We start from the raw sequence: 26,365 nt of genomic DNA on the forward strand, positions 1-26,365 counted from the left end.
AGTGAAGACACCAGCGAAGAGGATTATAACACAAGCAGCCATCAAGGTCAATCGCTGATAGGCTGATAAGAAAAGCCGCTCCGGTGAGCGACTTGCTTACATTGTTATGGAGGCGGCACCCAGATTCGAACTGGGGAATAGAGGTTTTGCAGACCTCTGCCTTACCACTTGGCTATGCCGCCGATATTCACGTTGCACGAGGCAACGGAGTAAGCTATGGAGCGGGAAACGAGATTCGAACTCGCGACCCTCGCCTTGGCAAGGCGATGCTCTACCGCTGAGCTATTCCCGCATAGATGGTGCCTCGGGGCGGAATCGAACCACCGACACGAGGATTTTCAGTCCTCTGCTCTACCGACTGAGCTACCGAGGCAAGATGGCGGAGCAGACGGGATTCGAACCCGCGATCTCCAGCGTGACAGGCTGGCATGTTAGGCCTCTACACCACTGCTCCCTACCGACGAGGGAAATTATATCGCATCCCTCGCCGCATGTCAATCACTTTTTTAATCTTTTTTCGTCAATGCTTCAACAAAGCGTGGCAGTTGAAAAGCTGCTTTATGCAATGCCGGTGTATAGTAGCGCGTTTCAATGTCCGGGGCTTTCGACAAGTCAGCCTGCTCCGGATCATAGACTTTCGAACCCATGGTAAACGTCCAGAGCCCCGACGGATAGGTCGGGATCGAAGCCGTGTACAGCTTAGTCACCGGGAAGACGCTTTGGATGTCCTGAAAGACACGACGAATCAAGTCAGCGTTAACAAAAGGTGATTCCGTCTGAGCCACCATGATTCCATCGGGTTTTAATGCGCGGTAAACGTCTTTGTAGAACTCCAGCGCAAAAAGACCTTCCGCCGGGCCGATCGGTTCGGTCGAGTCGACCATGATCACATCGTATTCGCCGGCGTTTTCTTGGATATGTTTCACGCCGTCAGCCACAAGAACTTCCACTTTCGGATGACCAAACAGTGCTGAAGCGATCTCGGGCAGATACTCTTTCGACGTTTCAATGACTCGTCCGTCGATTTCGCACAGCACGGCTTTTTCCACCGAAGGATGCTTGACGGCTTCACGAATGGCACCGCCGTCACCGCCACCGATGATCATCACTTTTTTGGGATTGGGATGGGTATTCAGCGCCACATGGCTGATCATTTCATGATAGACAAACTCATCGTTGATCGTCGTCATAACCATGTTATCTAAGACCAGCATACGACCCCATTGTTCCGTATCGATGATCGCCAATTCTTGAAAAGGCGTCGTTTCTGTATGCAGCGTCTTGGTGAACTTGCAGCTATAGCCAAGATTGGGCGTTTGTTTTTCCGTATACCAAAATCCGGACACGGGCTGATCCCTCTTTCCCCTCGATTAATACCAGAGCGGTGCAGCCGCAAAAGCGCAACCGATTTTTTCGACAACATGATCGACCGCATTGACTTTGACTTCTTTGAGCGCTTTGCCGCGTACTTCAAAGGCCTCTTCAACCATGCGGGTAATCGTCGCTTCCGCTTCTTCCTTGGTGCATTTGCCGGTGTACTCCATGATCACACCAAAACTGTCAGCATCAACACCGATACCAACGGCAATAGCCGCAGCGATCCGCTCGCCGGGGATTTCAGAAACAATCGAACCATAAGCGGTCGGTACCAGCGACCCGGGGGGAATTTGCATTCCTGGCGTAAATTCTGCTTCCGGCGGCAGGATGCTGCTCACCCGCAGCAAGTTGACATTACCGATGCCTGCTTTAAGTAACGCGTTGTCAAAGGCAGTCAGTTTGCTTTTGCCTTCCGCCTCAGCGGCGGTAACAAAATATTTCTTGGGCACGGGCAGCATAGGACATTCCTCCACAATCTATAATCGGTTTGCTTCGTAAACCTCGTATATTATAACAGACCTAGGTTAAAAATAAACAACAAAATTCGAGTGATTTCGGTTAAGAGCGCATAAAAAAGAGAAGGCTTGCGCCTTCTCCTCAGCTACTTAACCACTTCGTTGTAGGAAAGACCACGAGTATGCACCGTATGGCTCCACTCCCGGCGGTTGCGATGCAAGAAACCAAGAAATACGATCGGCACCCAGCTATAGATGAAGATCGGATAGAGCAGTACATACTTGTAAGAACGACGATCGACTTTGTCCAACATCAACGCGATCAGCGGCTGTGCTAACTGAATGTACGACAAGATCTTCCATACATTCAAATCATTCATTACATTAAAAACCAAGGTATAGTTCGAATGAAAAGGTTCGATATAAGACATGACCATAAAAAACGTCACGAAAATGACGAGCAGCGGTTGAAAAAGATGCATCGCTCCGTCAAGCATACGGAAATCACCGGTGGTGATCCCTTTCCACACCAGCTTGGGGAAATAACGAAGGAAGATGTCTACGTGACCTTGAGCCCATCGTTTGCGCTGGTTCCAGGACTGCATAAAGGTCAGGGGTTTTTCGTCGTAAATGACCGCTTCGTGCGCCCAGACCGTTTTAATCCCGTTCATCAAGGCTTTCATGGAGAACTCCAAGTCCTCGGTCAAGGACGTGGCACCCCAGCCATATTCACGCAGTAGCTTTGTTGTAATACACATGCCAGTACCGCCGAGAATATTGGACAACCCAATATTATAGCGGGCTAACTGCAACAGGCGATTGCAATGCCAAAAAGCGATGGAGAAGGTAGCCGTAACCCAGTTGTCAAAAGGATTCTTGGAATCAAGGTAACACTGGACAATTTGATGACCTTCCATGAGCTTGTTGTTCATTTCCGTAAGAAAGTTGGCTTTTACCAGGTTGTCAGCGTCAAAGATGACAACCGCATCGAATTGGCGCTCCATGCGAAAGATTTTTTCAAACATCCACTCGAGCGCATACCCTTTGCCCCGTTGCTGGCGGTTGAATCGCTCATAGACTTCCGCCCCCGCTTCCCGGGCGATCGCTGCTGTTTGATCGGTACAGTTATCAGCGATAATAAAGATTTCATACAGTTCGCGGGGATAGTCCATTTGCTTGAGATTCTCGACCAACGGACCGATGACCGCTTGCTCATTGTGAGCTGCCACAACCAAGGCAAACTGTTTGCTTGGCGGGGCCACTACCTTTTCTTTCTTTTTCCAGAGGCCGAAGAAGGAAAGAAACAAGTAGTAAAAGGTACAGAAAATGATGAGAAACTGCAGCGGTACCATAATTGGGTCATACGTTTGGGCAAATAGGTGGTCCCACAAATCCAAGGTTTTTAACTCTCCTTTCCCTGCCCGTCCAAATAAGCTGGAAGGTTCAGGCGCCCAGTGCATCCGGTTATATTGTACCTAAATCTACCTCAGTACGTCAATGACTACCATTTGTCGAATTACAATTCATTCTACCTGCACTTGCGCTTGCCCCTTTAGTTGGCGTCGACTCACATACAGTTGCCCCTGCGTATCGATGCTTGCAAAAAAAACATCGGACTGCTTCGTGATCCCCTGCCGGAGCAACTCTTGGCGTAACCACGCCTCATCAAAACCGATCATCTGTAGGACCCGGTGATTCACTACGCCATCCATGATCAAGGGTGAAACCAAGCCTTCATAAGCCGTTGGGATGTTTAAATCCTCCGGTGTGGCCGGACGCTTTTGTGATTTAAGCAACACCGATAATTTCCCTGATGTTTCCAGTAAAGCAACTTCCACATCGGCAATATTAAACACATCTTTTTCCCGTAACTGAGCCAACAGATCGTTCAGGTTGTAGCGCGTCCGCCGCATCTCATCATCGAGCAATTGACCGTCCCGGATGATCAATGTGGGCGAACCATCAAGAAAACGGCGCATCGGCATCCAGCGCATGGCAAAGTACGAAAAGGCCAATTCCGCGAAAGCCAAAATGGCGATCGGTAATAAGCCGTGATGCAAGGGCCTTGAAATATCCTCCATCGGAATGGCTGCCAATTCGGCGATCATGATCGCCACCACCAGATCAATCGGTGAAAGCTGGCCAATTTCCCGTTTGCCCATGATCCTCATGATCAACAAAACAGCAAAATAAATCGTTAAGGTGCGCATTAACACCAAGAGAAATTCTGTGAACAAGGCATCTGTCACCGCTTTTTGTTTCTACCTTCAAGTGTAGTGTGGACAGAAGCCGCTCTTCCTATGCACCGGTCCGCTTTGTCACCGGCCCGCTCAATCATAGAGGCGATGATACATCCCGTAATCGTATAATACGTTCCGCACATAAATGCGTGTCTCCGGAAAGGGAATCATGTCGAGCGTCTGCTCCCGTCCGGACCAGCGATGCTCTGTCAGCCACTGCCGCACATTGCCGCGACCGCCGTTATAGGCGGCAATCATCAAGGCTTGATTCCCATGGAACTCCCGCTGCAAGCTTGCCAAGTACCAGCAGCCCATCCGGATATTCACTTCAGGCTCATAAAGCTGATCCGGCGTATAGCCGGGCAAGGGCATTTGCTCCGCGATCCACGCTCCCGTTTGCGGCATGATCTGCATCAGACCTTTCGCGCCGCGGTCGCTTTCGGCCCAACTCCAAAATTTGCTTTCCCGGCGGATAATCGCCGTCACCAGGTAGGGATCGAGTTGATATTCTGCCGCATATTTCATGATCTCCTGGCGATGCGCGATGGGGTAGATGATTTTTTGGACAGCCGAGCTATACCAAACGATATTGCCTAGCACCGCTAACGCCAGCGCCACCGCAAAGACCCGTAACCACGATACACCCCAGGCTACCCATTTCAAAGGCTCTTCTCCTTCCAGAGCTGTTCCACTTGTTGTAACATGACTTCCAGTTCCGCTTGCCCGTCGATCACCTGATCGGCTCGCTTTAGTTTATCGGCCAAGCTCATCTGCGCAGCGATACGAGACCGTGCCGCTTGTTCATCCAACTTGTCACGGAGTTGCAATCGCTGTACTTGCGTCGCTTCATCGGCTGCGACAACCCATACTTCATCAACCATACAGTCCATGCCCGTCTCTAAGAGCAAGGGAATATCCAAGACCACCAAGCGATGGCCCGCCGCGCGCAGCCGCTCGATCTCCCGTTGAAAGACCGCCTGCACCTGCGGGTGCACGATTTGATTCAACTGTTGCCGGCTGGTAGGATCGGCAAACACAAGCGCACCCAGCGCCGCTCGATCCAGCTTGCCGTCAGACAAAAAAACGCCTGGGCCGAAAGTTTGGCGAATTTCCCGCCAAGCTTGTTGACCAGGCTCCACGACCTGCCGGGCAATCACATCGGCATCAAGCACCGGTGCACCTAACCGCCGCAGATGCGTGGCGACTGTGGTTTTGCCGCTGGCAATCCCGCCGGTTAAACCGATGATTTTCAATCGTTCGCCCTCTCTTTCTATACTCAAGTCACAATTTTACTTAACCCTAGGCTGCAGAGGATGGCCGCCGCCAAGTAGGTCATCCAAAGGGGGTTCCACCGCCTTGCATAGGAACGACCAATCCCGAGCCCCGTCGTCACAAAAAGCAGTTGCATCACGCCTACCGCCAACGGTAAGAGCCATCCATGATTCGTAGCCAAAGCCATACCAAAGCCGGCCGCTGTGGCATCGATATTTAAGGCCAGCCCTAGCAAAAAAGCTTCCCATGGGCCAATCTCACCGGAAGCGTCCAAATCAGCCGACGTCGGTTCCCGCAACACCTGAATCACCAAGCCAAAAGGCGGTAACGAAATGGCCCACACCGGCTGCACCGGCCCCTCGCCGCCGTCCATCACCGGCTTCGTGATTTCTTTGACCTTGGCGGCGTTGTCACCGGCTTTGATCGCCTGGTAGATTTGAAAGATGCCCAGCGTCACCAGCAAGATGCCGCCCACCTTCGTCAGCCAATCGGTTTGCAGCCAATCGGCGAGGCTGCGCCCTAACAACAGGGCAATCAGCATTGCGCCGGAAGAACAAAAGCAGATAATCAGCAGCGCCGACAGCGGTACGCGGATGCGCTTCGCGCCATAAGCTACACCTGCACTAAAACCATCCAAGCTCAAGGCTATCGCCAGACCCCATAACGACCATAACGACACTTGTCATCCCTCCGGACCTGATCTCACGCCCATACTATGCGTGCAGATCCAAAGGGGAACAAAGCGCTCGCCTTAGTCTTCCAATAACGCTTCCCACTCTTCATACACAAGAGCAAGCTCATCTTGCACTTGCGCGAACTCTTCCTGGCAAGAGCGCGCCCGTTCGCCATCACGATAGGTTTCCTCATCGGCGAGTGCTTCCGTCAACTGCTGAAGCCGCTCTTCCAGGCGAGCGATCGTTGCTTCGGCCGCCGCAATCGCTTGCTCACGCTTCCAGGGGTTGGTCGGTTTTTTCTTGGCCCCTCCGGCCGGTTTGGCGCCGGACCCCACAGCGCCGTCATCGGCGCTGTCGCCCCCTTCCGCCCCTCCTGGCTGCGACGCTGCTTCGGCTGCCGCCTTCGCGGCTTCCTTCCTTGCCTGCGCGGCAGCAGCTTCTTGGGCCACCGCTTGCGCCTCTGCTTTACGATCACGGTAGTCGGAATAGTTGCCTAAGTACTCGGTAAAAGTGCCCTTTTCCAGTTCCAGCACCCGATCGGCCAGTCGGTCCAAGAAAAAGCGATCGTGGGAAATCACCAGCAGCGTTCCCGGGAACTCTTCCAATGCTTCTTCCAGCGCTTCTTTGGCCTCAATATCTAAGTTATTCGTTGGTTCATCCAATAAGAGCAAGTTGGCACCGGTTAAAAAAAGTTGCGCCAAGACTAAGCGGCTTTTTTCCCCGCCACTCAATACGCCCACTTGTTTGAATACGTCATCACCGCGGAACATAAATCGTCCCAGCAGCGTCCGTGCCTGTTCTTCCGTCATCGGCCGCATGTTGCGGATCGTTTCCAAAATCGTCTGGCTGCCGATCAAGTGCTCTTGTTCCTGGGCGTAGTAGGCCGGCTTGACTCGTATGCCCAGCACCACATCACCGGCTTGAGGCGCCAATTCGCCCAGCAAAACCTTGAACAGTGACGTTTTGCCGGTGCCGTTTTTGCCGAGAACGGCCACACACTCACCACGGCGTATCGTCATATTTAAGCCGGAAAAAAGCGGTTTGCCGGGATAAGCCGCCGCCAAGTCATGAGTTACAATCACCTGTTCCGCACTGGGCGTCTGCGGGATAAACTTGAGATCTTTAAGTCGCAAGCCTTCCATCGGGCGCCCAACCCGTTCACGGCGAGCCAATTGTGATTCCCGGCCCCGGGCTTGCTTGGCATTGACGCCGGCTTTGTTGCGGCGAATGTATTCCTCAATTTTGGCGATCTCCGTTTGATCCTTGGCATAGGCACGCTTTTTCGCCCAGAGTTCCTCTTCACGGAGTTGCAGAAACCGGGAATAATTACCGCTATAGGCTTGCAGCGTTCCATGCTCGAGATGGAGCGTGCGCCGCGTCACTTTATCTAAAAAGTAGCGATCATGGGAGATCACCAGCACAGCGCCCTTATAACCTTGCAGATAATCTTCCAGCCATTCCACGGCTTGCAGATCGAGATGGTTCGTTGGCTCATCAAGCAACAGCAGATCGTAGGGACGAAGCAGCAGCCGGGCCATGGCCAATCGTGTTTTTTGGCCGCCGCTAAGCACGTCCGACGGCAGTTGCAGATCATCATCACTGAAGCCCAGTCCTTTTAAGACCGAGCGCACCCGCGCTTCGGCACCGTAACCGCCGCTTTCTTCGTGTTGATGAACTTTTTCGGCATATTCCTCCATAATCAGCTCTAACTTCGCCGCATCATCGTGAACAGCCGGGCTGGTCATCAAGCGTTCCAGTGCTTCAATCGCTTCCCGTAGCGCTAAGACATGGGCCAGTTCCTGCAAGGCCGTCGAAAATACCGTTTCCCCCGCCGTCACATCTCGTAATTGCTGGAGATAGCCGACACGCACGCCTTGGGTCCAACTGATCACGCCTTCCGTCGGCTCTTCTTGACCGGTTAACAGGCGAAACAAACTGGTTTTCCCGGCACCGTTGGCGCCGACCAAACTCGCTTTATCGCCTTCGTGAATCATCAATGTAACCTGCGAAAAAATATCCCGGGCCCCAAAAGATAAGGCCAGATTTTTCGCTTGCAGCAGCACTCGGTTGCTCATCGTTTCGTTCCTTTTTATCTAAACTTGACAGTACGGGCAAAAATGGGCGCTGCGACCGCCGCGCTTGGCCCGCAGGATCGTGCCGCCGCAGCGCCGGCAAGGCTCACCTTCCCGTCCGTAGACCCACAATTGCTCTTGAAAAGCACCTTTTTGGCCTTCACCGTCGACATAATCACGAAAAGAAGTGCCTTTGGCATCAATTCCTGCCTGCAGCACCCTTTGAATGCTTTGGTATAAGCACGCTACTTCGTCCGTCGTCAAGGATGACGCCGGACGATCGGGATGGATGGCCGCCATGGCTAAGGCTTCATCGGCATAAATGTTGCCCAATCCGGCGATAACATGCTGATCGAGCAGCAATGCTTTGATCCGCGTTGTGCGCCGCGCCAATGCTTCCGCTAGGTGCTCCGGCCGGTAAGCCGGGTCAAGCGGTTCCGGTCCCAATGTCGATAAACCCGGGCACAACGCCAAGCCATCGGCCGATACCAAGCGCAAGCGGCCAAAACGGCGTGGATCGGTATAACGCAATTCCTGCCCGCCGCTAAGCCGCAAGATCACATGGGTATGGGCCGGTTCCGGCGTTTCCGGTGCCGTCAAGACCCAACGCCCGGTCATACGTAAGTGCACAACCAGCCAAAGGTTATCGGACAGGGCCATCAGCAAATACTTGCCTCGCCGTTCCAGTCCCTCAATCGTGCGTTCCATCAGCGCCATGGGGAACATCTCGCCATGCTCCGGCGCCGCTACCACATCGCTTCGCCGCACATCGACGGCCACGATCTGCTGTCCCACCACGTGCGCCGCCAACGAGCGGCGCACTGTTTCTACTTCGGGCAACTCGGGCATGCTTTCTTGATCGCTCCTCTGTTCAGACTGTATAAGGCTTCATTTCATACCAGTTACGGCCCACTTTCAAGTCGACCACCACCGGTACCCGTAGCGGCACCGTCTTCTCCATGACCTGCCGGACCAGCGGCGCCACCTGCGCAACTTGATCGCGGGGCACCTCAAAGATCAACTCATCGTGGACCTGCAGCAACATGCGTGTAGCCGGACTGGCTTGGGCGATCTGCGGGGCCAGCGCCACCATCGCCGCTTTGATCAGATCGGCGGCAGTACCCTGAATGGGCGTGTTCATGGCAGTACGCTCCCCGAAAGCTTGCCGCACTTTGTTCGGGACAAGCAAATCCGGTAAATAACGGCGGCGCCCCATCAGCGTCGTCACAAAGCCGTCACGGCGGGCATCGGCGATTACCTGGTCAAAGTACCCCTTAACCTTGGGATAGCGAGCAAAATAACCTTGAATGTACTTCTTGGCTTCGGCGCGAGTCACGCCGATATCCCGGCTCAAGCCAAAGTCGCTGATACCGTAAATAATACCAAAGTTCACGGCCTTGGCCCGGCGGCGCAGTTCCCGGTCCACTTCATCCATGGGCACACCGAAAACTTCGCTGGCCGTGCGGGTGTGAATATCTTGCTCCTCCACAAAGGCCTCCACCAGCGCATCATCAGCCGACAAGTGGGCCAAAATCCGTAATTCAATCTGCGAATAATCAGCAGCCAGAAGCACCCAATCTTGATCGGGCACCACAAAAGCTTGGCGAATTCGCCGGCCCTGTTCCAAACGAACCGGAATATTTTGCAGGTTCGGTTCTGTCGACGACAAGCGCCCCGTCGCCGTCACCGTTTGGTTCAAGCAAGTATGAATCCGCCCGTCCTGGCTGTCGATCAACGGCAGCAAGCCATCGAGATAGGTCGACTTGAGCTTCATCAGTTGGCGATAGTCTAACATACACGGCACCAGCGGGTGCCGATCAGCCAGTTGCTCTAAGACTTCCACGTCGGTCGAATAACCGGTTTTGGTTTTTTTGATCACCGGCAAGCCTAACTTCTCAAACAAGATCTTGCCCAGTTGCTGCGTAGAGTTAAGATTAAAGGTTTCACCGGCCAGCCCATAAATGTCGCTTTGCAAGCGCGCCAATTCCTGGGCCAATTCATCAGACATGGTTTGCAGCACAGAGGGGTCCACTTTGATGCCCGTTGCTTCCATCGCACCCAACAGCGGCACTAAGGGCATTTCCACCTTTTCATACAAATCGAGCAAGCGGCGCTCCGTCAGGGCAGCGCGCAAATGAGGCATAACCGCGCCCAGGCAACCGGCGGCCTGCGCTGCCGGCGTCATCTCTTCCAGTGTCGCTTCCTCGACAAGTTCCCATCCCAGTTGATCACGAACCACATTGGCCAGCGTATAGCGACTGGCGACAGGATCGAGCAAATAGGCCGCGATCATCCCATCGTCACCGATGCCCTGTAGCGTGATCCCCTGTTGGCGCGCCAGCAAGTAAAAGGCCTTGGCATCAAAAAAAACTTTAGGCAGCGTCACTGACGTCCAAAGCGGCGCTGTTATCGACCAGAAGGCATCCGTCGTCAAGGCCTCACCCATATTGACCGACCAGGCCTGATCGCCACAAGCCAACCCAACTTGCACTAACTGACCGGTACGGGACGCACCGGACCAGTGCGCTACAATCGCCAGCGGTTTTTGCGCTGCCGTGATCGCTTCCACCATGCTGGGCAACGCTGCCGCTGTATCAACGACCTGCCCGGCCCAGCGCGGTTGCTTGATCGGAGCAGTGTCATCGGTACGTTCAGCAACATCCTGTACCGTGCCGACGGCGCCTTCCCCTTGACGCTCTCCCTGCACACCGGTTTCCGTTTTCGTTCCCGTTGTTCCGGCCGTTCCCGCCTCGCAAGCACTATCTTTGCCGACAGCCGCTGCTGGCAGTTCCGCCGCCGGCGGCAAGGTCTTCAGCAATGAGCGAAACTCCATCTGCTGATAAAAACGGCGCAACCCGTCCACATCGGGCGGTTGCACGCGACAAGCATCCCAGTCAATCGTCATCGGTACATCACAGACGATCGTCGCCAAGCGCTTCGAAAGAAAGGCCTGTTCCTGATGGGTCGCCAGTTTTTCCTGCAGCTTGCCCTTTACCTCCGGCAGCCGGCGATAAAGCTCTTCCATCGTACCGAAGGTCTCCAGCAGCTTCAGTGCCGTTTTTTCCCCTACACCGGGAACGCCGGGAATATTGTCGGAAGCATCACCCATGAGGCCTTTCCAATCGACGATCTGTTCAGGGGCTAGGCCCACTTTCTCTTTCAGCGCCGCTTGATCAAAACGTTCCATCTCTTTGATCCCTTTGCGCGTCAACAACACTTCCGTTCCCGGCGCGATCAATTGCCAGGCATCGCGATCACCGGTCACAATCAACCCCTCGATCGCGCGAGCGGCCGCTTCCGTAGCCAGCGTGCCGATCAAATCATCGGCTTCATAACCATCCAGCTCAAACACAGCGACGTTCAGCAAGGCCAGCGCATCTTTTAAAAGGCCAAACTGCGGCCGGAGCAACTCCGGCGTTGCCGCCCGCTGCGCCTTATACTCGGTATATTCAGCCGTCCGAAAAGTTTGCCGGCTTTTATCGAGCGCCACCGCCAGGTAATCCGGCTGATAGTCCTGGCGCAACCGCTCCAGCATATTTAAAAAACCAAACACAGCATTGGTCGGTATTCCCTCGGCATTGCTCAACGGCGGCAATGCATAAAAAGCACGGTGTAGCAAACTGCTCCCGTCAATGATCAAAAAAACCGGTGGGCGCACAGGCAAAACTCCCTTTTCTTTTCCCGAGATCATTCGTCAAATGGCACGTTTATTATACCATCGCGCGTAACCTCGGGCTAGAAAACATTGCCTTGGCGCCTACCGGCATTCGCTTCGAATTTTAGCCAGCCTCAATGACTCGTTAGCTTACGGTTCCAATGTAAATTCCCATACGCAATACGCCTGGTCATCGACCCGCTCCGGCGGGCAAGACAAGCAGCGCGTCTGAATCCGGTCATCGATGGTCCGCGCAAAACCGCTGTACTCGACAATCCCCACGGGACGGCAAGGAAAAGCGTCCATCTTCTTGCGCTCCCGCGCCGCTTGGACGCGACAGTTCACCATGGAAAAGACAAGCTTGTTTTCGCCGTGCCATTCCAGGGTTTGCTCGTTCAAAACGGCATAAAGGCGAAATTGCAGCGCTTGGGCCAGCCCCTGTAAACCGGAACGTTCCGGTAGATTCAACATCGTTTTGATCCGCGTCGCTTCCAAGACCGTAAAGCGTTCCCAGGCCTTGATGTCCATCTCGATCGCTTCATCCATGCCGCGTTTGGCTTCGATCGCTTGGAACCAAACACCGTCATGAGCTAACCAACGCTTTGCCAGATCATCCACCAAAGACCGCAGTTCCTCTTTCGAAAGATCATCAATCGTTTTTAATTTTGTATCCATTTTCCGATTCCTCCAATTTTTCAGATAATTTTAACGGGCAGGCGCATCAGCGCACTGCCGGAATACCCTACCGTTTAATCCTTCAAAACTCCACCCAAATAGGTCTGCATATCCATCCGGATCGGCATAAAGTAGATCGGCGATGCCGCTGACCCTGCTAAGGCCAGTGCTTCACGGGCAAAGCCGATATTCCATTCCAGCGTCGGCTGGAAGCGCGCCGGGAACACCACATTGTTCTTTGTTTCCCAGTAGTTGACCGATTTTTCCCCTAATACCGGCGAAACACCCCAGAAAACTTCTTGCCCCTGCAAGGCATCCATGTACATCTCCATGAAACGCAGATCGAAAAAAGGCTGTGTAAAAAAGCCGTCGGCGCCGGCAGCAATCTTGCGCTTAATATAATTCAGCTCCTGGCGCATGCTGGTGCGATACTGATCGATCGCACCATAGACGCGCAGTTCCGGCATTTCCTCTTTGAGTTTGCGAATCAGCTCAATCGACGTGGAAGGATAGACCTTACGCTCCATTCCCTGCGGCGGATCACCTTGAAGAACAAGCACTTCCGTGATCTGAGCGGCCCGTAAATAAGGCACGACCGGCAACGGTTCATTCAAGTTAAAATCAATCGCTCGCAGGTGAGGAATAGCACTTGTAAAAAACCGTTTGGCAATGCAGCAACCTTCCCAACTGCGCAGATCAAAACGCAACAAATCAGGAATGTTGATTACATTTACGGTCGGGTAGTGAGTATGTATTACCTGCAATTCTTCCAGCAGCGTTTGCTCATTGCGAGGCACCAGTTCAACAGCAATCCGCGTCATGCTACACGCTCCATCCCAATGAAAATAAAATCAAATAAAAAGCTTCAAAGTCAACAGCTTGATGAAATTCTTATACGAAATAGATAAAATTCTTTTACGAAATATCCGAGACGGCTTCCGGCACCGTTGTCGCTTCCCGTTTCAAGCACCAGCCGTCTTCCAGCATACACTGGATAATCAGCGCCGTATTGCGCGCATCATCCAAGGCCGAATGAGAAACGCCCAGCAAATCGAGATTCAATGCATCAACCGCTTTTTTTAAGCTGATCCGTCGCTCCAGCCCATAGAAGCGCTTATGCTCCATCGACAAATCGACATAATCGTCCCAAATGAAAGGGTACTCCAATCCGTAACGTTGGCACACATTATGTAAGACATCACGATCGGCTTCGCCCCAGGCGACGATCATCGTCTCGCCGGGCGAGTACATCGGCAATAACTGTTCCAGCATCACTTCCAGAGGTACGCCGCCATCCACATCGGCTTGCCGGATCATCGTCAATTGCTTGCACTCTTCCGTCAAACGCGGAAAAAAGCGCGGCTTGACAAAAGTTTGATAACCGCCGTCGAGGGAACTGTCGATTCCCTCAACGACGATCGCACCGACTTCAATGATCTCCGGAAAAAACGCCCGCGGACGCCCATAGGAGCGCTGGTACAAAGAAAACTCAAAATCAAGTACCAACCAATTTCGTTTGTTCATACCTACAACCTTACCTCACTTGAGGATTTTGGCCTCCACCTCGATCATATCATTCTCGGCGGCGTCACCAAACCAATCACGCATTTTACCGCGCGCTTTTTCTCGAATCGAACCGTTAATATACATGGCCACCGTAATTAAGGCGGCAATCAGACTGGCAAAATCATCAGTATAGCCCACAACCGGCAAGAGATCCGGAAAGAGATCGACCGGCAAAATCAAATATCCTAAGGCACCCAGTACGGTCATCTTGGCCCATTTGGGCACGTCGGGCTCTTGGAGCACATAATACAACAGCAACGCTGCATAAACCACTTTGGTACCGGCTTGTTTGCCGTACTGGGCCAGCTTCTGCCAAAAACCCTTGTCGGAATAAGCTTCCCGGTAGATTTCATTGTCCGATTTATCCATGGAAGCGATGCCTCCTCTCCTGCAACCATTATTTACACAGAGGGGCCGGAAAATCCTGTTTTTGGAGTGAAGAAATTCATTGCCCACCTATACCAGAACGCACCTATACCAGGACTCGCTTATGCACCGGCCGTTGGTAGCCCTCGGGCGCCGCGATCTTTTGAACAGCCACAGCGCAAACCTTCAACTCGGGAATCTGCGCCAAGGTATCCCGCGCCGGGTTGGTCAGGCGATTAACCAGCGCTTCAGCAAAATGGAACGACGTAAATACCGTTCCCGGCACAATGGCATCAGTGATCCGCAGGGCCAATTCCATAGAGCCGCGACGGCTTGTCACTTGCACCCAATCGCCGTCGCCAATCCCGAGGGCCTGAGCATCATCCGGATGCATTTCCAGGTGTTCTTCCGAATACAGCGCCGCCAACCCCGGATCGCGGCGCGTCATCGTGCCTGTGTGATAGTGAAAAAGCCGCCGCCCCGTTGATAAGATCAGGGGATAATCATCATCCGGCTGTTCAGCCGGCGGCAGATAGGAGACACCGTGAAAACGTCCCAGCCCGCGCGTAAAGGCTTGTTCATGAAGTCGGGGCGTACCGGGATGATCCGGCGCCGGGCAGGGCCAGCACAGCCCTTGCGGCGTCACTGCCAATCGCTCATGGCTGATGCCACCGTAGCTCGGTGTCACCTCGGCGATCTCCTTCATGATCTGCGCTACATCAGTGTACCCAAAAGGTTGTCCCATCGCTGCTGCTAGTTCCGTGATGATCTGCCAGTCCGGTCGCGCTTCACCGATCGGCTCGATGGCCTGCCGCACCATTTGCACCCGCCGCTCCGTATTGGTAAAGGTGCCGGTTTTTTCGGCAAAGGAGCAAGCCGGTAAGACCACATGGGCCAATTCGGTTGTTTCGTTCATGAACAGATCAATGGCCACGACAAAATCGGCCTTTTGCAGCGTTTGCACCACATGATCGCTGTCCGGATCGGAAACTACCGGATTTTCGCCCATGATCAGCAGCGTTTTGATCGTCCCCGCATCGACGGCATCGAGCATCTCGCCCAGGGTTAACCCGGTTTGCAGGGACAAGCTTTCCGGAGGAACGTGCCAGGCCTGGGCCATTTTGCGGCGCACCGCTTCATCGGTTACCGGTTGGTACCCAGGATAGACATTCGGCAACGCCCCCATATCGCAAGCACCTTGTACGTTATTTTGCCCGCGCAGCGGATTAACTCCGGTGCCGGGCCGGCCGATCTGTCCGGTCAGCAACGCCAAGTTAGCGATAGCCATGACGTTATGGGTACCGGTAGTTTTTTGCGTGACGCCCATGGTGTAGTAGATGGCCCCGGCCGGCGCTGTCGCATAAGCGAGTGCCACTTCACGGATTATGGCGGCGGGGACGCCGGTGATCGCTTCGGCCCATTCGGGCGTGCAATCCTTAACTGCTTCCGCGACAGCTTCATAGTTTTCGGTACGCTTGGCCACAAAATCGGCATTGACCTTGCCTTCCGCGATGATCACCTGGGCCATGGCATTGAGCAGCGCCAAGTCAGTTCCCGGTCGCAGTTGCAAGTGCCACTGGGCCTGACCGGCCAGTTCGATACGCCGCGGGTCGATGACGGCCGCTTGGGCACCGCGTTTCAGCGCTTTTTGCATCGCCAAAGCCAGCACCGGATGAGATTCCGTCGTATTCGAGCCGATGACCAGGAAAAAGTCCGTCACCGCCAGATCAGCGATGGGGTTCGTCATCGCCCCCGACCCCAGCGACGCCACCAGCCCGGTAACGCTGGACGCGTGGCACAGGCGCGCGCAATGATCAATGTTATTGGTGCCAAAAACCGACCGTGCCAATCGGTGAATCACGTAATTATCTTCATTGGTCGCCCGCGCCGACGCCAGCACGCCAAAAGCGTCACTGCCGTAGTCGGCTTTGATCGCCTGCCAGCGATCAGCGATCAAAGCGATGGCCTCGGACCAGCTTGCGGCGACCCATTGACCGTCTTTTTTGATCAGCGGTTGGCGCAGCCGGTCACGATGGTGAATAAAACCGGTGCCAAAGCGCCCCTTGACGCAAAGCGAACGGCCGTTGACCGGCGCTTCCGCCGTCGGCACCACTTCCACCACTTGGCGCTTCCCTTGCTGCCCCGGTGCTACGGCCAGATCAAACTGGCAGCCCGTGCCGCAATAACCGCAAGTAGTGCGCACATGCTCCCGCTCCCACGGTCGGCCCCGGCCAATACTGCGCCGGTCGAGCAGTGCCCCTGTGGGGCACACCGTCAGGCAGGCACCGCAATACACACAAGAGGAGCCAATCAAATCTTGATCCATGTCGGCGACGATCTTGGTGGCAAAGCCGCGAAAACCAAAATCAAGCACATGGCGCTGCTGCCACTCTGCACAAGCGCGCACACATTTGCCGCATAAGATACACTTGTTCATATCCCGCAGGAGCATGGGGTTGCTTTCGTCCGGCGGCCATTGATGCTTTTCACCGGCCAAGGGCGATCCGGCCTCGGGAAACCGTACGCCATAAGCGTACGCCGCTTCTTGCAGGGCACAAGTACCGGCCCGTTCACAGGTCAAACAGTCATTAGGATGATTGGCCAGCAGCAATTCGATGATCGTCCGCCGCGCTTCAACAACTTCCGGCGCTGCCGTTTGCACCACCATCCCCGGCATAACAGCCGTAACACAAGCCGGCATTAGGGTGCGGGCACCGGCCACATGAACCACACAAAGACGACAGGAGCCTTCACTGGTTAAGTCCGGATCGTGACAAAGGGTCGGCACATGGATGCCCAGAGAACGGGCCGCAGCGAGCACCGTCGTTCCTGCTGCCACCGTCACCGCTTGCCCATCGATCGTCAGCGTCACCTGTTCCATATCGTTCAAATCCTCCTCGGCTCGCAGGATCGCTTTCCAGATAGCAGGCACCGCGCGCGCTCAAGCACGCACAACCGCCGCGAAACGGCATTTGCCTGCACATTGACCGCAGCCAATGCAGCGTGAACGGTCAATGGTGTGCACTTTTTTCGGCGCACCGCTGATGCAGTGTATCGGGCAAACACGAGCGCAAGCGGTGCAGCCAACACACTTATCCGGTACGATGGCGAATTTGGTCAGGGCCTTGCAAACACCAGCAGGGCAGCGTTCTTCCAGGATATGGGCTTCATATTCTTCGCGAAAATAACGTAACGTCGTCAGTACCGGGTTGGGCGCCGTCTGTCCTAAGCCGCAAAGCGATGTAGATTTGATCACACCGGCCAATCGTTCCAGCGCGATGATATCGTCCATCGAACCTTCGCCCTGGGTGATCCGCTCCAAGATCTCCAGCATCCGCTTCGTGCCTTCGCGGCAGGGCGTACATTTGCCGCAAGACTCTCGCTGGGTAAAGCTCAAGAAAAAGCGCGCTAAGTCGACCATACAAGTAGTATCATCAAGCACCACCAGCCCGCCGGAACCCATCATCGCACCGGCGGCGATCAACGAATCATAATCAACCGGCACATCGAGCAGCGCCGCCGGCAAACAACCGCCGGAAGGGCCGCCAATCTGCACCGCCTTAAAGGGCCGATCCTGCTGGATACCTTCGCCAATGCCAAAAACGATCTCGCGCAGCGACAAGCCCATGGGTACTTCCACGAGGCCTGTATTCTTGACCTTACCGGTCAGGGCAAACACTTTGGTTCCCTTGGATTTTTCCGTACCTACGGCTGCATAGGCATCAGCGCCGGCCCGCAAGATATAAGGTACACTGCCAAAGGTTTCAACGTTATTGATGTTCGTCGGATAACCCCAAAGTCCTTTGATCGCCGGGTATGGCGGGCGCACCCGCGGCATGCCCCGTTCACCTTCGATCGATGCCAAAAGCGCTGTCTCCTCACCGCAGACAAAAGCACCGGCACCGGCTTTGATCTGCAGATCAAAAGCGAAATCGGTACCCATGACCGATTCCCCCAGATAGCCCCGGGCACGGGCTTGATCAATGGCGATCTGCATCCGCTGAATCGCTAAGGGATACTCGGCTCGGATATACGCATAGCCGGCTTGAGCGCCGATAGCATAGGCCGCAATCACCATGCCCTCGATCACGCTGTGGGGATCGCCTTCCAGCAGCGAGCGGTCCATAAAAGCACCGGGATCACCTTCATCGCCGTTACAGACAAGATATTTTTTCTCACCGGGCGCCCCGGCAGCAAAGGACCATTTGAGGCCTGTGGGAAAACCAGCACCGCCGCGCCCGCGCAGCCCGGAACGTTTGACTTCCTCGATGACCGCCTCCGGCGTCATCGTCAACGCCCGGGCCAAGCCTTGATAGCCCTCACGGGCCAGGTAGTCATCGATCTGCTCCGGATCGATAGTGCCGCAATTACGCAGCACAATCCGTTGCTGCTTGGCATAAAAGCCGATATCATGGGCGCTTTTGGCTCGCTCACCGGTCTGGCTGTCTCGGTACAGCAGCGATTCCACCAGTTGGCCCTGTACCAAGTGCTGCTCCACCAGGGTCACAGCATCCTCCGGCTGCACCCGACAGTAAAAAACGTCATCGGGCGCGATCACGACGATCGGGCCTTGCTCGCAAAAACCATGACAGCCCGTCATGGTGATTGGTACCGTTTGGTTCAGGCCGGCTTCATCAAGCGCCTGCTGCAGCTTGTCGGCGACCTGGCGGCTGCCTGAAGAAATACAACCACTGCCGGCGCAGATAAAGATCCGTCGTGCCTGCTCCTGAACAGTTCCTTTGGTTATCTCTCCCATGCTCTTCCCTCCACGTTATGCATAGCGCGCCAAAATCTCCGGCAACTGCTCCGGCGTCAAGCGGCCAAAGGTATCGTCATTGATCGTAATCACCGGCGCCAACCCGCAAGCGCCGATGCAAGCGACCGATTCCAAGGTGAAGCGTTGATCCTCCGTTGTCTCGCCATCGTTCACATCCAAGTGCTGTTGCAGCGCCGTAAAGATCGCAGCGCCGCCCCGTACGTGGCAAGCCGTGCCGAGACAAACACGGATGATATGCCGCCCCCGCGGCTGCAAATGAAACTGTGTATAAAAGGTGACCACACCAAAGACATGGCTCAGCGGCAAATGCAGCGCCGCCGCGATTTGCGCCAGCACCGTCTCCGGTAAGTAACCATAGATCGCTTGTGCTCCCTGTAACACCGGAATCAAAGCGCCGGGCTTTTCCCGGTACTCGGCCAGCATCGTCGCCAGGGCTGCATCTTTGGTTGATTCTGCTGTTCCGCCACAATTACAGTTCACGGCTGATCCGCCCCTTTTTTTCCTGTGTATGGAGAAATAATTGTTGCTCCGTGACGATCGCCTTGAGTGGCACATCGTGCCCGTCACAGGGCACGTGATCGACGATTTGCCATTGGTAGGCCAGGGCGATCGTCCAGGCATCTTGGCGTAGTGCCGGTAAAAAGCGATCATAATACCCGGCGCCATAACCAAGGCGGTACCCTTGCCGGTCCAAGGCTAAGGCGGGCACAATTACCAGATCAAGCAACGCCGGCGCAATCGGTACTTGCCGCTCTGCTCTCGGCTCTAAAATCCCCCATCGCCCCGGCGCCAGATCGTCAGGAAAACGGTCGATCGTCACGGCCCAAAGGAGGTTGCCAGGTCGGCAAAAGGGCACGGCCACTTGTTTATTGTCCTTAAGTGCCCGGGCAATCAAAGCTCCCGTCATCACTTCGCCGCGAAAATCTACATAAATCATCACGGACTTTGCTTCTTGAAAAGCAGGAAGTTCCACCAGTCGCCGGTAGATCGCTTCACTTTTATGGGCTACATCATGGGCCGGCATTTGCTCTCGTCGCTCCAGCATCTGCTGGCGCAGTTCTTTTTTCATACTCACCGGGCTTTACCCCCAATAGTATTTAATTCGCTATCCTGCGACAAATCCCTAGCACTTCTGCAAAAAAGCAAAGGCTAGGTTTCCTGTAAGACAAGAAACCCAGCCTTTGTTTTCTATTTTATCGAAAAGAACTTCATCAAGCTATCCTATGTTGATTGGTTAACGCACAACCGAATCTTGAACGGGCAAGCCCATATTGGCGCGCATGCCGCTGAAACTCGCTAAATTCTGCGTAAAACGCAACAAATCAAAAAAACACCGTCAAGTCCACATTTTGCACTTGTACGGAAGCCAACTTAAGAATGACCGGTGAAAAGTTCAAAATTGCTTCAATGCCCAGGTCGACCAGTTTCTGTGCCGTTGCCTGCACGTCCTCAGCAGGAACGGCAAGAATGGCCATCTTTATTTCTTTTTCTTGAATCATGTTGGTTGCTTCATCCCAAGACAGCACGGGAATGCCTTGGACATCGGTCCCGATCTTGGCTGCATCAACATCGACCAGCGCAGTAATATCGAAACCACGTTGGCGAAAGCCGGGATAAGCGGCCAGAGCCGACCCAAGTTGACCGGCACCAATGACCACGATGGGCCACGTGCGATCTTGTCCTAATAAGCGGCGAATATTATCACGTAACTCACGGACGTTATAACCAACACCGCGAACACCAAATTCGCCAAACATCGACAGATCTTTACGAACAACTCCTGAATTAATGCCGACTGCGTCGCCGAGCTCTACTGAGGAGATCACGGGAATCCCTCGCTCCTCCATCTGCTCCAGTACCCGTGAATAAAGTGATAAGCGCATAATCGTTGGTTCCGGCACCTTGAACAATTTCATTTCTGTTCATCCCCCTTGATGCATTCCGTCAAGCCTCTTACCCGTACTCCCAATGTTTACGATTGATTCTCTGTGCAACGGAGTTACAGGGTTTGTTGATGTTACACATCAACTATACATGCGAAAGTCATCACTTGCAATACCTAAGATGCGATATTACAAAAGTATGGATCAATTTTTTTTATTTGGTTCACTTAACATATTACTTATGGGCTGTTGTTTTTTATTCCCACCCCTAGCGGGCAGGATAATTCCCCCAACAGACGAATTGATCAGGAACAGCCTTTGGCTGTTGACAATTGATCAAAAGGTGAGATGCATGTTCAATCGTTCACGGCACCTGTTTCAAGCTGCCTTCCTGGCCTCATTGCTTTCCCTTTCATCGCCTTGCGCCGCTCAAGCCGGTTCGGCCTTTACCGATCTTTCGGGCCATTATGCGGCAACAGCCGTCGATGATCTCTTCGCCCGCGGGATCGTTCGCGGCGTAACGGCGACAACGTTTCAACCGGAAGCACCGGTTACACGGGCCCAGTGGGCCACGATGCTGGCCCGCACTACCGGTATCCAACCGCTGACACCGGCGGTGCCGCGCTACCGTGATGTCGCTAGCGATCACCCGCTGGCCGGTTACATCGAAGCCTTATCGGTGCGGCAACTGATCCGCGGCCAACAGCCCGATGTCTTTGCACCGGAAGCACCGGTAAGCCGCCAGGATGGTGCGCTGATGCTCGATCGCTTGCTTGCTTTGACTACGCGCAAGACCGGTTCAACAGCGCCGTCCCCATGGTCCGATCGTTCCGCCATCGCCCCCTATGCGCTGGCCGCCGTCGATCGCGTTGCTCAGTTCCAATTGATGGGTAACGGCATCGAACGCTTTGATCCGGAGCAACCGCTGACGCGGGGCCAAGCCACCGTCATCGCCCATCGTCTGTTGGCCTTGCTGGAAGGCGATCTTCAAGCACCGCTCCAACTGCAGCCTACCGAATTGGATGGAAGTTCCCCGAAGCCCCAACAGTTAGCATTGCAAAGCGCTGCTCCGGAAGGGCACTTTGCAATGGCCACCTATGGCGTTAGCTATGGCATTGACAACGACCGTGCCGGCTGGCTGCAAAACGGACAATACGTGGCCACCTTGCCGGTCGAATCTGCGCAAGTCACAGTCAACGTCGGCCCGCGCACCTGGACAGTTCCCGTGCGATCGAATCCTGCGATAGCAGCGCCCTCATCGGCACCAACCTACCGTCCCTACGGACCAACCTACTTTCCTCAACAATCGGTAATTGCCACAACCGGCCCGCTCGATCCGGCCTTTCGCAAAATCGAAAAAGCCAGCTACCCCGGACCGCAGGACGGACTCACGTCCTACTCGGCCAAGTGGACCGGCTTTTACCGTATGCAAGGTCGCACGGTGACGGCCGATCTGGGCAAATTGCAACCGATCAGCAGCGTCTCGATGCAGTTTCAGCAAGAAACATCTTCAGCCATCAATTTGCCCAAGGAAATGCAAGTTGACTTTTCCCAAGACGGACTGCTGTGGTCGCGCGCCGGCAAAGTGGTAGCGGCACCGGCTGTTCAGCAAGGTACACAAGCGATCGAGCGCACCTTCCGGTTAACCTTTCCTACCGTCTCCGCCCGTTATGTCCGTGTTTCCTTTCCCGTTGATGTCTGGGTCTTTGCCCGCTGGTTACGCATTGAAGGCCCCCCGGCACTCCCGGCAGAAGCTCCCCGGTCATCACCGGCGTTTATCCCGGCACCGCCGATAACAGGCACAGTTGTCGCCAGCAACCAAAGCACCACTAGCAGTAACCCATCGTCCAATTCACCGTCAGCAGTGCAACGCCAGCCGATTGCCAACCTGTTACTCGTCTATAGCGATCATCAACGCAGTGACGGCACCTGGTCGACCGAAGATTTTCTGCCGATGCTCGCCCATAAAATCAAGCCCGGCAGCTATGAAGGCCGCTTGTTTGACGGGATTCTCCTCCTGCCCTTTCCGTCGACTGCCGAAGCCGGCAAAGCGGCTTGGACAGACTATGCCGATACGGTCGATCGCCAATTGGCAGCCCTCGATGCTGCCGTAGCCTGGCATCGGGCCCATACACCGGACTTTCCGCAAAAACCTTTGCCCGTTGTACTTACCATCCCCTATCCGAACCCGCAACTGGGCGACTGGCCGACCGAAGCCGATCGCCTGCAAAGCATCCGGGAGTTTACCGCTGAACTTAACAAGCGCTGGCAACAAGCTGCCTGGTCCCATCTCCAACATATCGGCTACTACTGGCAGTGGGAAGATGCGCACCGCGAAGAAGATCAACGGCTGATTCGCACTGTCGCTGATGATCTTCATGAACAAGATTTGCTTTTTTACTGGATCCCCTATTATGATGCGCCCGGGCTGACCAAGTGGCGCGAACTTGGTTTTGATCAGGCTTATCTGCAGCCCAATTACTACTTTGATCCCCAATTCCCCATACAGCGCCTGCAAAATGCCTACCAGCAAGCCAAATCCCTCGGCTTAGGTATTGAAATCGAAGGTGATGAGCATATCCTTCGTCACAATGACGAATTCGGTCCCCGTTACCGCAATCAACTGGTAGCCTCACCTTCCCGCGACATGGCCTATGCTTTTTACTTAGGAACCAAAAGTTTGTTGCAAGCCTCCTTTAGCGGCGGCGATCATATCAACGGACTCTATCACCGTACTTATGAATGGATCAAAGAGCGTTCCCAGCCCTAAGATGGTATACGAGCGTAGCATGGTGTAATGAGAGCACCACGCTACGCTCTTTTTTTGCAGGATAATTTCGCAAACAGCAGAATGCTTAATCAAAAGCAGCATTGCTTGTTGAAAACTATCAAAAGGTGAGATATATCGCATGATCAACCGGAAACGTCCCCCTCGATGTTGGCGCCCCATCTTGCTTGCCGGCCTGTGCCTCCTGGCCCTTTTCCCCTACACGGCCCATGGTGCTTCGCTTCCCGCTTCCCCACCACCGGATGCGACGGCCGTCGCCGAAGAACTGGCCACCCACGGCATCTCCCGTGGGATCATCGACTATGCTTATCCCCTGGAAGCGCCGGTAACGCGTGCTCAGTTAGCGGCACTGCTGGCGCGCACCGCCGGCATCCAACCGCTCCCGCCGACGTCGCGCTATCGCGATGTGCTTTGGAGTCATCCTTGCGCCGGTTACATTGAAGCGCTCTCCGTTCGCCAGCCCGCAAGTGTTCCTCCGAAGGATTTCTTTGCACCGGAAGCACCGGCCACCTATGAAGATGCCGCTCTTTTTCTCGATCAACTGCTTTCCTTGGCATCGCGCCGCACCGGTTCTGCCGAGTCGGCCTTTTGGTTTGCCGACCGCTCCCTTGCTCCTGCCTCACTGGACGCCGTAAATCGTGTTCTCCCGTTACAACTGCTGGGCGTCCCTGCCGATCGCTTTATGCCCCGCCACCGCGTAACTCACGGCCAAGCGTTGCTCATCGCACAGCGCCTGCTGGCACGGCAAGCCGGTGATATCAAGAGCGATGTCCAACTGGAACCGGCCCGTTTAACCGGTAACGCCGCGACAGCGCAGACGATTCAACTACAGGCGCTTTCCCCCGAAGCCGCTGCGACGGTTAACGCCTATGCTCGCAGCTACGGCATTGACAATGACCGTGCCGGCTGGCTGCAAAACGATCAATTCTATGCCCAATCATCTTCCGAAGCGGCCCAAGTCACGGTCAACGTCGGTACACGTACGTGGACCGTTCCCGTGGAACCGGCAACCGTTGAGGCATCCAGGGCTACTTCAGCTCCCTTTTTCCGGGTATCAGGGCCGACCTATCTTCCCGTAAGTTCTTCCGTTACGACGCTCGGCCCGATCGATCCGGCTTTTTTCGATCTGGAAAAAACCAACCACCCCGGCCCCTACGGCGGAGTCCATTCCGCCTCCGATCAGTGGACCGGCTTTTACCGCATGCACGGCCGGGCACTGATCACCGATCTTGGTCAGTTGCAGTTGATCAACGCCGTTTCGTTGCAGTTTCAACAAGATACAGCTTCCGGCGTCTATCTGCCCAAGGAAATGCAAGTGGACTTTTCCCAAGATGGCTTGCTCTGGTCACGAGCCGGCAAAGTAATCCCCGCCCCGTCTGCAAGCACGGCCGTCACGGAGCGCACTTTCCGCCTCACCGTGCCTACCGTGGCCGCCCGTTATGTGCGTGTTTCCTTTCCCGTCGATATTTGGGTCTTTGCACGCCGACTGCAGATCGAAGGCCCCCCCAACGGCGCCGCCACTCCCGTTTCGTCGCTTAATTTTGCGCCTTCACCGGCTTTGAGCGGCACGGTGATCACTACCAGGTCCTCCAGTGCCCCCCCGGATCAACCATCAACGGCGCACCGCCAGCCGATCGATAATCTGCTGCTGGTGTACACCGATCACAGCAGCGTTTATGAGCCCTGGTCACAGGCCGATTTTTTACCGATGCTTGCCCACAAAAAAAGCGACCAGACTTATGCCGATCGCTTCTTTGACGGGATGTTGTTGCTGCCTCATCCCGATTCTGCCTCATTCGGTAAAAAAGCTTGGGATTCCTACGCCGCCGCGCTGGAACGGCAATTGACCGTGCTGGACGAGGCCGTCGCCTGGCACCAAACGCATACAACCGGCTTTCCGCAAACCCCTTTGCCGGTTGTACTTACGATCCACTATCCTACCCCCAAACACAAAGACTGGCCGACAGAAACGGCGCGACTGCAAAGCATCCGTGCATTTATGGCCAAGCTCCAGCAACGCTGGCAACAAGCTTCTTGGAGCCACCTCCGCCATGTTGGCTACTACTGGCTGTGGGAAGATGTCCGACTAGCCGAAGATCAAGCGCTGATTCGTACGATTGCTGACGATCTGCACAAGCAAAATTTGCTTTTTTACTGGATTCCCTACTACGACGCCCCTGGACTGACCAAGTGGCGGGAACTGGGCTTTGATCAAGTGTACCTGCAGCCCAACTACTACTTTGATCCGGATTTTTCCCGGACCCGTCTGCTCAATGCCTACCGGCAAGCCCAAGCGCTGGGATTAGGCATTGAAATCGAAGGCACTGCCCAGTTCCTCCAAGATAGTGATTTTCGCCAGCGCTACCTCGATCAATTGATCGATCCCCCTGCACCTACCATGCCCTACGCCTTTTATCTGGAAACCAAAAGTTTAGTGCAAGCGTCTCAGAGCAATGAACTAGTCAACCGGCTTTATCACGCCACGTACCGGTGGATGCAAAAGCGCGTCCTCAACAAGGCCGATTAGCAAAAAGCTCAGCATCGATGATGCTGAGCTTTTTCGAT

General features: G+C 54.6%; 21 protein-coding genes and 4 tRNA genes. 2 read left to right on the top strand and 23 right to left on the bottom strand.

Annotated elements, in window-relative coordinates; translation table 11 throughout:
- Positions 1-107: 107 nt before the first annotated feature.
- The 23 genes from EDD73_RS00245 to EDD73_RS00355 form a co-directional block, all read right to left on the bottom strand.
- Positions 108-182, bottom strand: a tRNA-Cys gene (locus tag EDD73_RS00245).
- A gap of 35 nt (positions 183-217) precedes the next feature.
- Positions 218-292 (bottom strand) — tRNA-Gly (locus EDD73_RS00250).
- A 5-nt stretch (positions 293-297) separates the two neighbouring features.
- Positions 298-373, bottom strand: a tRNA-Phe gene (locus tag EDD73_RS00255).
- 4 nt (positions 374-377) lie between these two features.
- Positions 378-454: transfer RNA gene (locus EDD73_RS00260), tRNA-Asp, on the bottom strand.
- 52 nt (positions 455-506) lie between these two features.
- A complete protein-coding gene (gene speE / locus EDD73_RS00265) occupies positions 507-1,346 on the bottom strand; it encodes a polyamine aminopropyltransferase (RefSeq protein ID WP_131917641.1) in 840 nt (279 codons plus the stop codon).
- Between the two features lie 24 nt (positions 1,347-1,370).
- The gene (locus EDD73_RS00270) at positions 1,371-1,835 is read right to left on the bottom strand and encodes a pyruvoyl-dependent arginine decarboxylase (protein ID WP_131917643.1); all 465 of its coding nucleotides are present in this window, start codon (positions 1,833-1,835) and stop codon (positions 1,371-1,373) included.
- 143 nt (positions 1,836-1,978) lie between these two features.
- Entirely contained in the window at positions 1,979-3,184 is a 1,206-nt protein-coding gene (locus EDD73_RS00275; RefSeq protein WP_243116746.1) for a glycosyltransferase family 2 protein, read from the bottom strand.
- Positions 3,185-3,355: 171 nt separating this feature from the next.
- A complete protein-coding gene (locus EDD73_RS00280) occupies positions 3,356-4,042 on the bottom strand; it encodes a DUF421 domain-containing protein (RefSeq protein ID WP_131917807.1) in 687 nt (228 codons plus the stop codon).
- Positions 4,043-4,162: 120 nt separating this feature from the next.
- Positions 4,163-4,735 (bottom strand): lytic transglycosylase domain-containing protein, encoded by a 573-nt coding sequence (locus tag EDD73_RS00285; RefSeq protein WP_243116732.1) that lies wholly within the window; start codon positions 4,733-4,735, stop codon positions 4,163-4,165.
- Positions 4,732-5,325, bottom strand: a complete 594-nt coding sequence (coaE, locus tag EDD73_RS00290) for a dephospho-CoA kinase (RefSeq protein WP_131917647.1) — start codon at positions 5,323-5,325, stop codon at positions 4,732-4,734. Before coaE ends, EDD73_RS00285 begins: the two co-directional genes overlap by 4 nt.
- A 23-nt stretch (positions 5,326-5,348) precedes the next feature.
- A complete protein-coding gene (gene ytaF, locus EDD73_RS00295) occupies positions 5,349-6,023 on the bottom strand; it encodes a sporulation membrane protein YtaF (protein WP_131917648.1) in 675 nt (224 codons plus the stop codon).
- Positions 6,024-6,095: 72 nt separating this feature from the next.
- On the bottom strand, positions 6,096-8,093 hold the full coding sequence (locus EDD73_RS00300) for an ABC-F family ATP-binding cassette domain-containing protein (RefSeq protein ID WP_131917650.1): 1,998 nt from the start codon (positions 8,091-8,093) through the stop codon (positions 6,096-6,098).
- Positions 8,094-8,111: 18 nt separating this feature from the next.
- A complete protein-coding gene (gene mutM, locus EDD73_RS00305; RefSeq protein ID WP_131917652.1) occupies positions 8,112-8,939 on the bottom strand; it encodes a bifunctional DNA-formamidopyrimidine glycosylase/DNA-(apurinic or apyrimidinic site) lyase in 828 nt (275 codons plus the stop codon).
- Positions 8,940-8,961: 22 nt separating this feature from the next.
- On the bottom strand, positions 8,962-11,748 hold the full coding sequence (gene polA, locus EDD73_RS00310; protein ID WP_131917653.1) for a DNA polymerase I: 2,787 nt from the start codon (positions 11,746-11,748) through the stop codon (positions 8,962-8,964).
- 147 nt (positions 11,749-11,895) lie between these two features.
- Positions 11,896-12,420: a DUF6125 family protein gene (locus EDD73_RS00315; protein WP_131917655.1), complete on the bottom strand. Its 525-nt coding sequence runs from the start codon at positions 12,418-12,420 to the stop codon at positions 11,896-11,898.
- Between the two features lie 74 nt (positions 12,421-12,494).
- Entirely contained in the window at positions 12,495-13,241 is a 747-nt protein-coding gene (locus EDD73_RS00320; protein WP_131917657.1) for a methylenetetrahydrofolate reductase, read from the bottom strand.
- 94 nt (positions 13,242-13,335) lie between these two features.
- Entirely contained in the window at positions 13,336-13,944 is a 609-nt protein-coding gene (kapD, locus tag EDD73_RS00325; protein WP_131917658.1) for a 3'-5' exonuclease KapD, read from the bottom strand.
- Positions 13,945-13,959: 15 nt separating this feature from the next.
- Positions 13,960-14,355, bottom strand: a complete 396-nt coding sequence (locus EDD73_RS00330) for a YkvA family protein (RefSeq protein ID WP_131917660.1) — start codon at positions 14,353-14,355, stop codon at positions 13,960-13,962.
- Positions 14,356-14,458: 103 nt separating this feature from the next.
- Complete coding sequence (fdhF, locus tag EDD73_RS00335; RefSeq protein ID WP_131917662.1) at positions 14,459-17,233, bottom strand: formate dehydrogenase subunit alpha; 2,775 nt, start codon at positions 17,231-17,233, stop codon at positions 14,459-14,461.
- Positions 17,234-17,293: 60 nt separating this feature from the next.
- On the bottom strand, positions 17,294-19,108 hold the full coding sequence (nuoF, locus tag EDD73_RS00340) for an NADH-quinone oxidoreductase subunit NuoF (protein ID WP_131917664.1): 1,815 nt from the start codon (positions 19,106-19,108) through the stop codon (positions 17,294-17,296).
- A gap of 15 nt (positions 19,109-19,123) precedes the next feature.
- Complete coding sequence (nuoE, locus tag EDD73_RS00345; RefSeq protein ID WP_264672902.1) at positions 19,124-19,609, bottom strand: NADH-quinone oxidoreductase subunit NuoE; 486 nt, start codon at positions 19,607-19,609, stop codon at positions 19,124-19,126.
- Entirely contained in the window at positions 19,599-20,198 is a 600-nt protein-coding gene (locus EDD73_RS00350) for a 5-formyltetrahydrofolate cyclo-ligase (protein ID WP_131917809.1), read from the bottom strand. Before EDD73_RS00350 ends, nuoE begins: the two co-directional genes overlap by 11 nt.
- A 253-nt stretch (positions 20,199-20,451) precedes the next feature.
- Positions 20,452-21,045, bottom strand: coding sequence for a redox-sensing transcriptional repressor Rex (locus EDD73_RS00355; protein ID WP_131917668.1), 594 nt, complete (start codon positions 21,043-21,045; stop codon positions 20,452-20,454).
- A gap of 319 nt (positions 21,046-21,364) precedes the next feature.
- On the opposite strand from EDD73_RS00355, the gene EDD73_RS00360 reads away from it, so the two are divergent.
- Together EDD73_RS00360 and EDD73_RS00365 are read left to right on the top strand one after the other, a co-directional pair.
- Positions 21,365-23,782, top strand: coding sequence for a DUF4855 domain-containing protein (locus EDD73_RS00360; protein WP_165876222.1), 2,418 nt, complete (start codon positions 21,365-21,367; stop codon positions 23,780-23,782).
- 139 nt (positions 23,783-23,921) lie between these two features.
- Positions 23,922-26,327, top strand: coding sequence for a DUF4855 domain-containing protein (locus EDD73_RS00365; RefSeq protein ID WP_131917672.1), 2,406 nt, complete (start codon positions 23,922-23,924; stop codon positions 26,325-26,327).
- Positions 26,328-26,365: the final 38 nt, after the last annotated feature.

It is taken from the genome of Heliophilum fasciatum (assembly GCF_004341395.1).
Lineage (GTDB): Bacteria > Bacillota > Desulfitobacteriia > Heliobacteriales > Heliobacteriaceae > Heliophilum > Heliophilum fasciatum.

Excerpts from the sequence above, each read along its gene's own strand:
- EDD73_RS00320 (WP_131917657.1), bottom strand. The coding sequence starts at position 13,241 with ATGACGCGGATTGCTGTTGAACTGGTGCCTCGCAATGAGCAAACGCTG.
- EDD73_RS00300 (WP_131917650.1), bottom strand. The coding sequence starts at position 8,093 with ATGAGCAACCGAGTGCTGCTGCAAGCGAAAAATCTGGCCTTATCTTTT.
- EDD73_RS00270 (WP_131917643.1), bottom strand. The coding sequence starts at position 1,835 with ATGCTGCCCGTGCCCAAGAAATATTTTGTTACCGCCGCTGAGGCGGAA.
- EDD73_RS00360 (WP_165876222.1), top strand. The coding sequence starts at position 21,365 with ATGTTCAATCGTTCACGGCACCTGTTTCAAGCTGCCTTCCTGGCCTCA.
- nuoF (WP_131917664.1), bottom strand. The coding sequence starts at position 19,108 with ATGGGAGAGATAACCAAAGGAACTGTTCAGGAGCAGGCACGACGGATC.
- EDD73_RS00275 (WP_243116746.1), bottom strand. The coding sequence starts at position 3,184 with ATGGTACCGCTGCAGTTTCTCATCATTTTCTGTACCTTTTACTACTTG.
- EDD73_RS00280 (WP_131917807.1), bottom strand. The coding sequence starts at position 4,042 with ATGCGCACCTTAACGATTTATTTTGCTGTTTTGTTGATCATGAGGATC.
- EDD73_RS00315 (WP_131917655.1), bottom strand. The coding sequence starts at position 12,420 with ATGGATACAAAATTAAAAACGATTGATGATCTTTCGAAAGAGGAACTG.
- EDD73_RS00365 (WP_131917672.1), top strand. The coding sequence starts at position 23,922 with ATGATCAACCGGAAACGTCCCCCTCGATGTTGGCGCCCCATCTTGCTT.
- EDD73_RS00350 (WP_131917809.1), bottom strand. The coding sequence starts at position 20,198 with ATGAAAAAAGAACTGCGCCAGCAGATGCTGGAGCGACGAGAGCAAATG.
- EDD73_RS00330 (WP_131917660.1), bottom strand. The coding sequence starts at position 14,355 with ATGGATAAATCGGACAATGAAATCTACCGGGAAGCTTATTCCGACAAG.
- fdhF (WP_131917662.1), bottom strand. The coding sequence starts at position 17,233 with ATGGAACAGGTGACGCTGACGATCGATGGGCAAGCGGTGACGGTGGCA.
- mutM (WP_131917652.1), bottom strand. The coding sequence starts at position 8,939 with ATGCCCGAGTTGCCCGAAGTAGAAACAGTGCGCCGCTCGTTGGCGGCG.
- kapD (WP_131917658.1), bottom strand. The coding sequence starts at position 13,944 with ATGAACAAACGAAATTGGTTGGTACTTGATTTTGAGTTTTCTTTGTAC.
- EDD73_RS00355 (WP_131917668.1), bottom strand. The coding sequence starts at position 21,045 with ATGAAATTGTTCAAGGTGCCGGAACCAACGATTATGCGCTTATCACTT.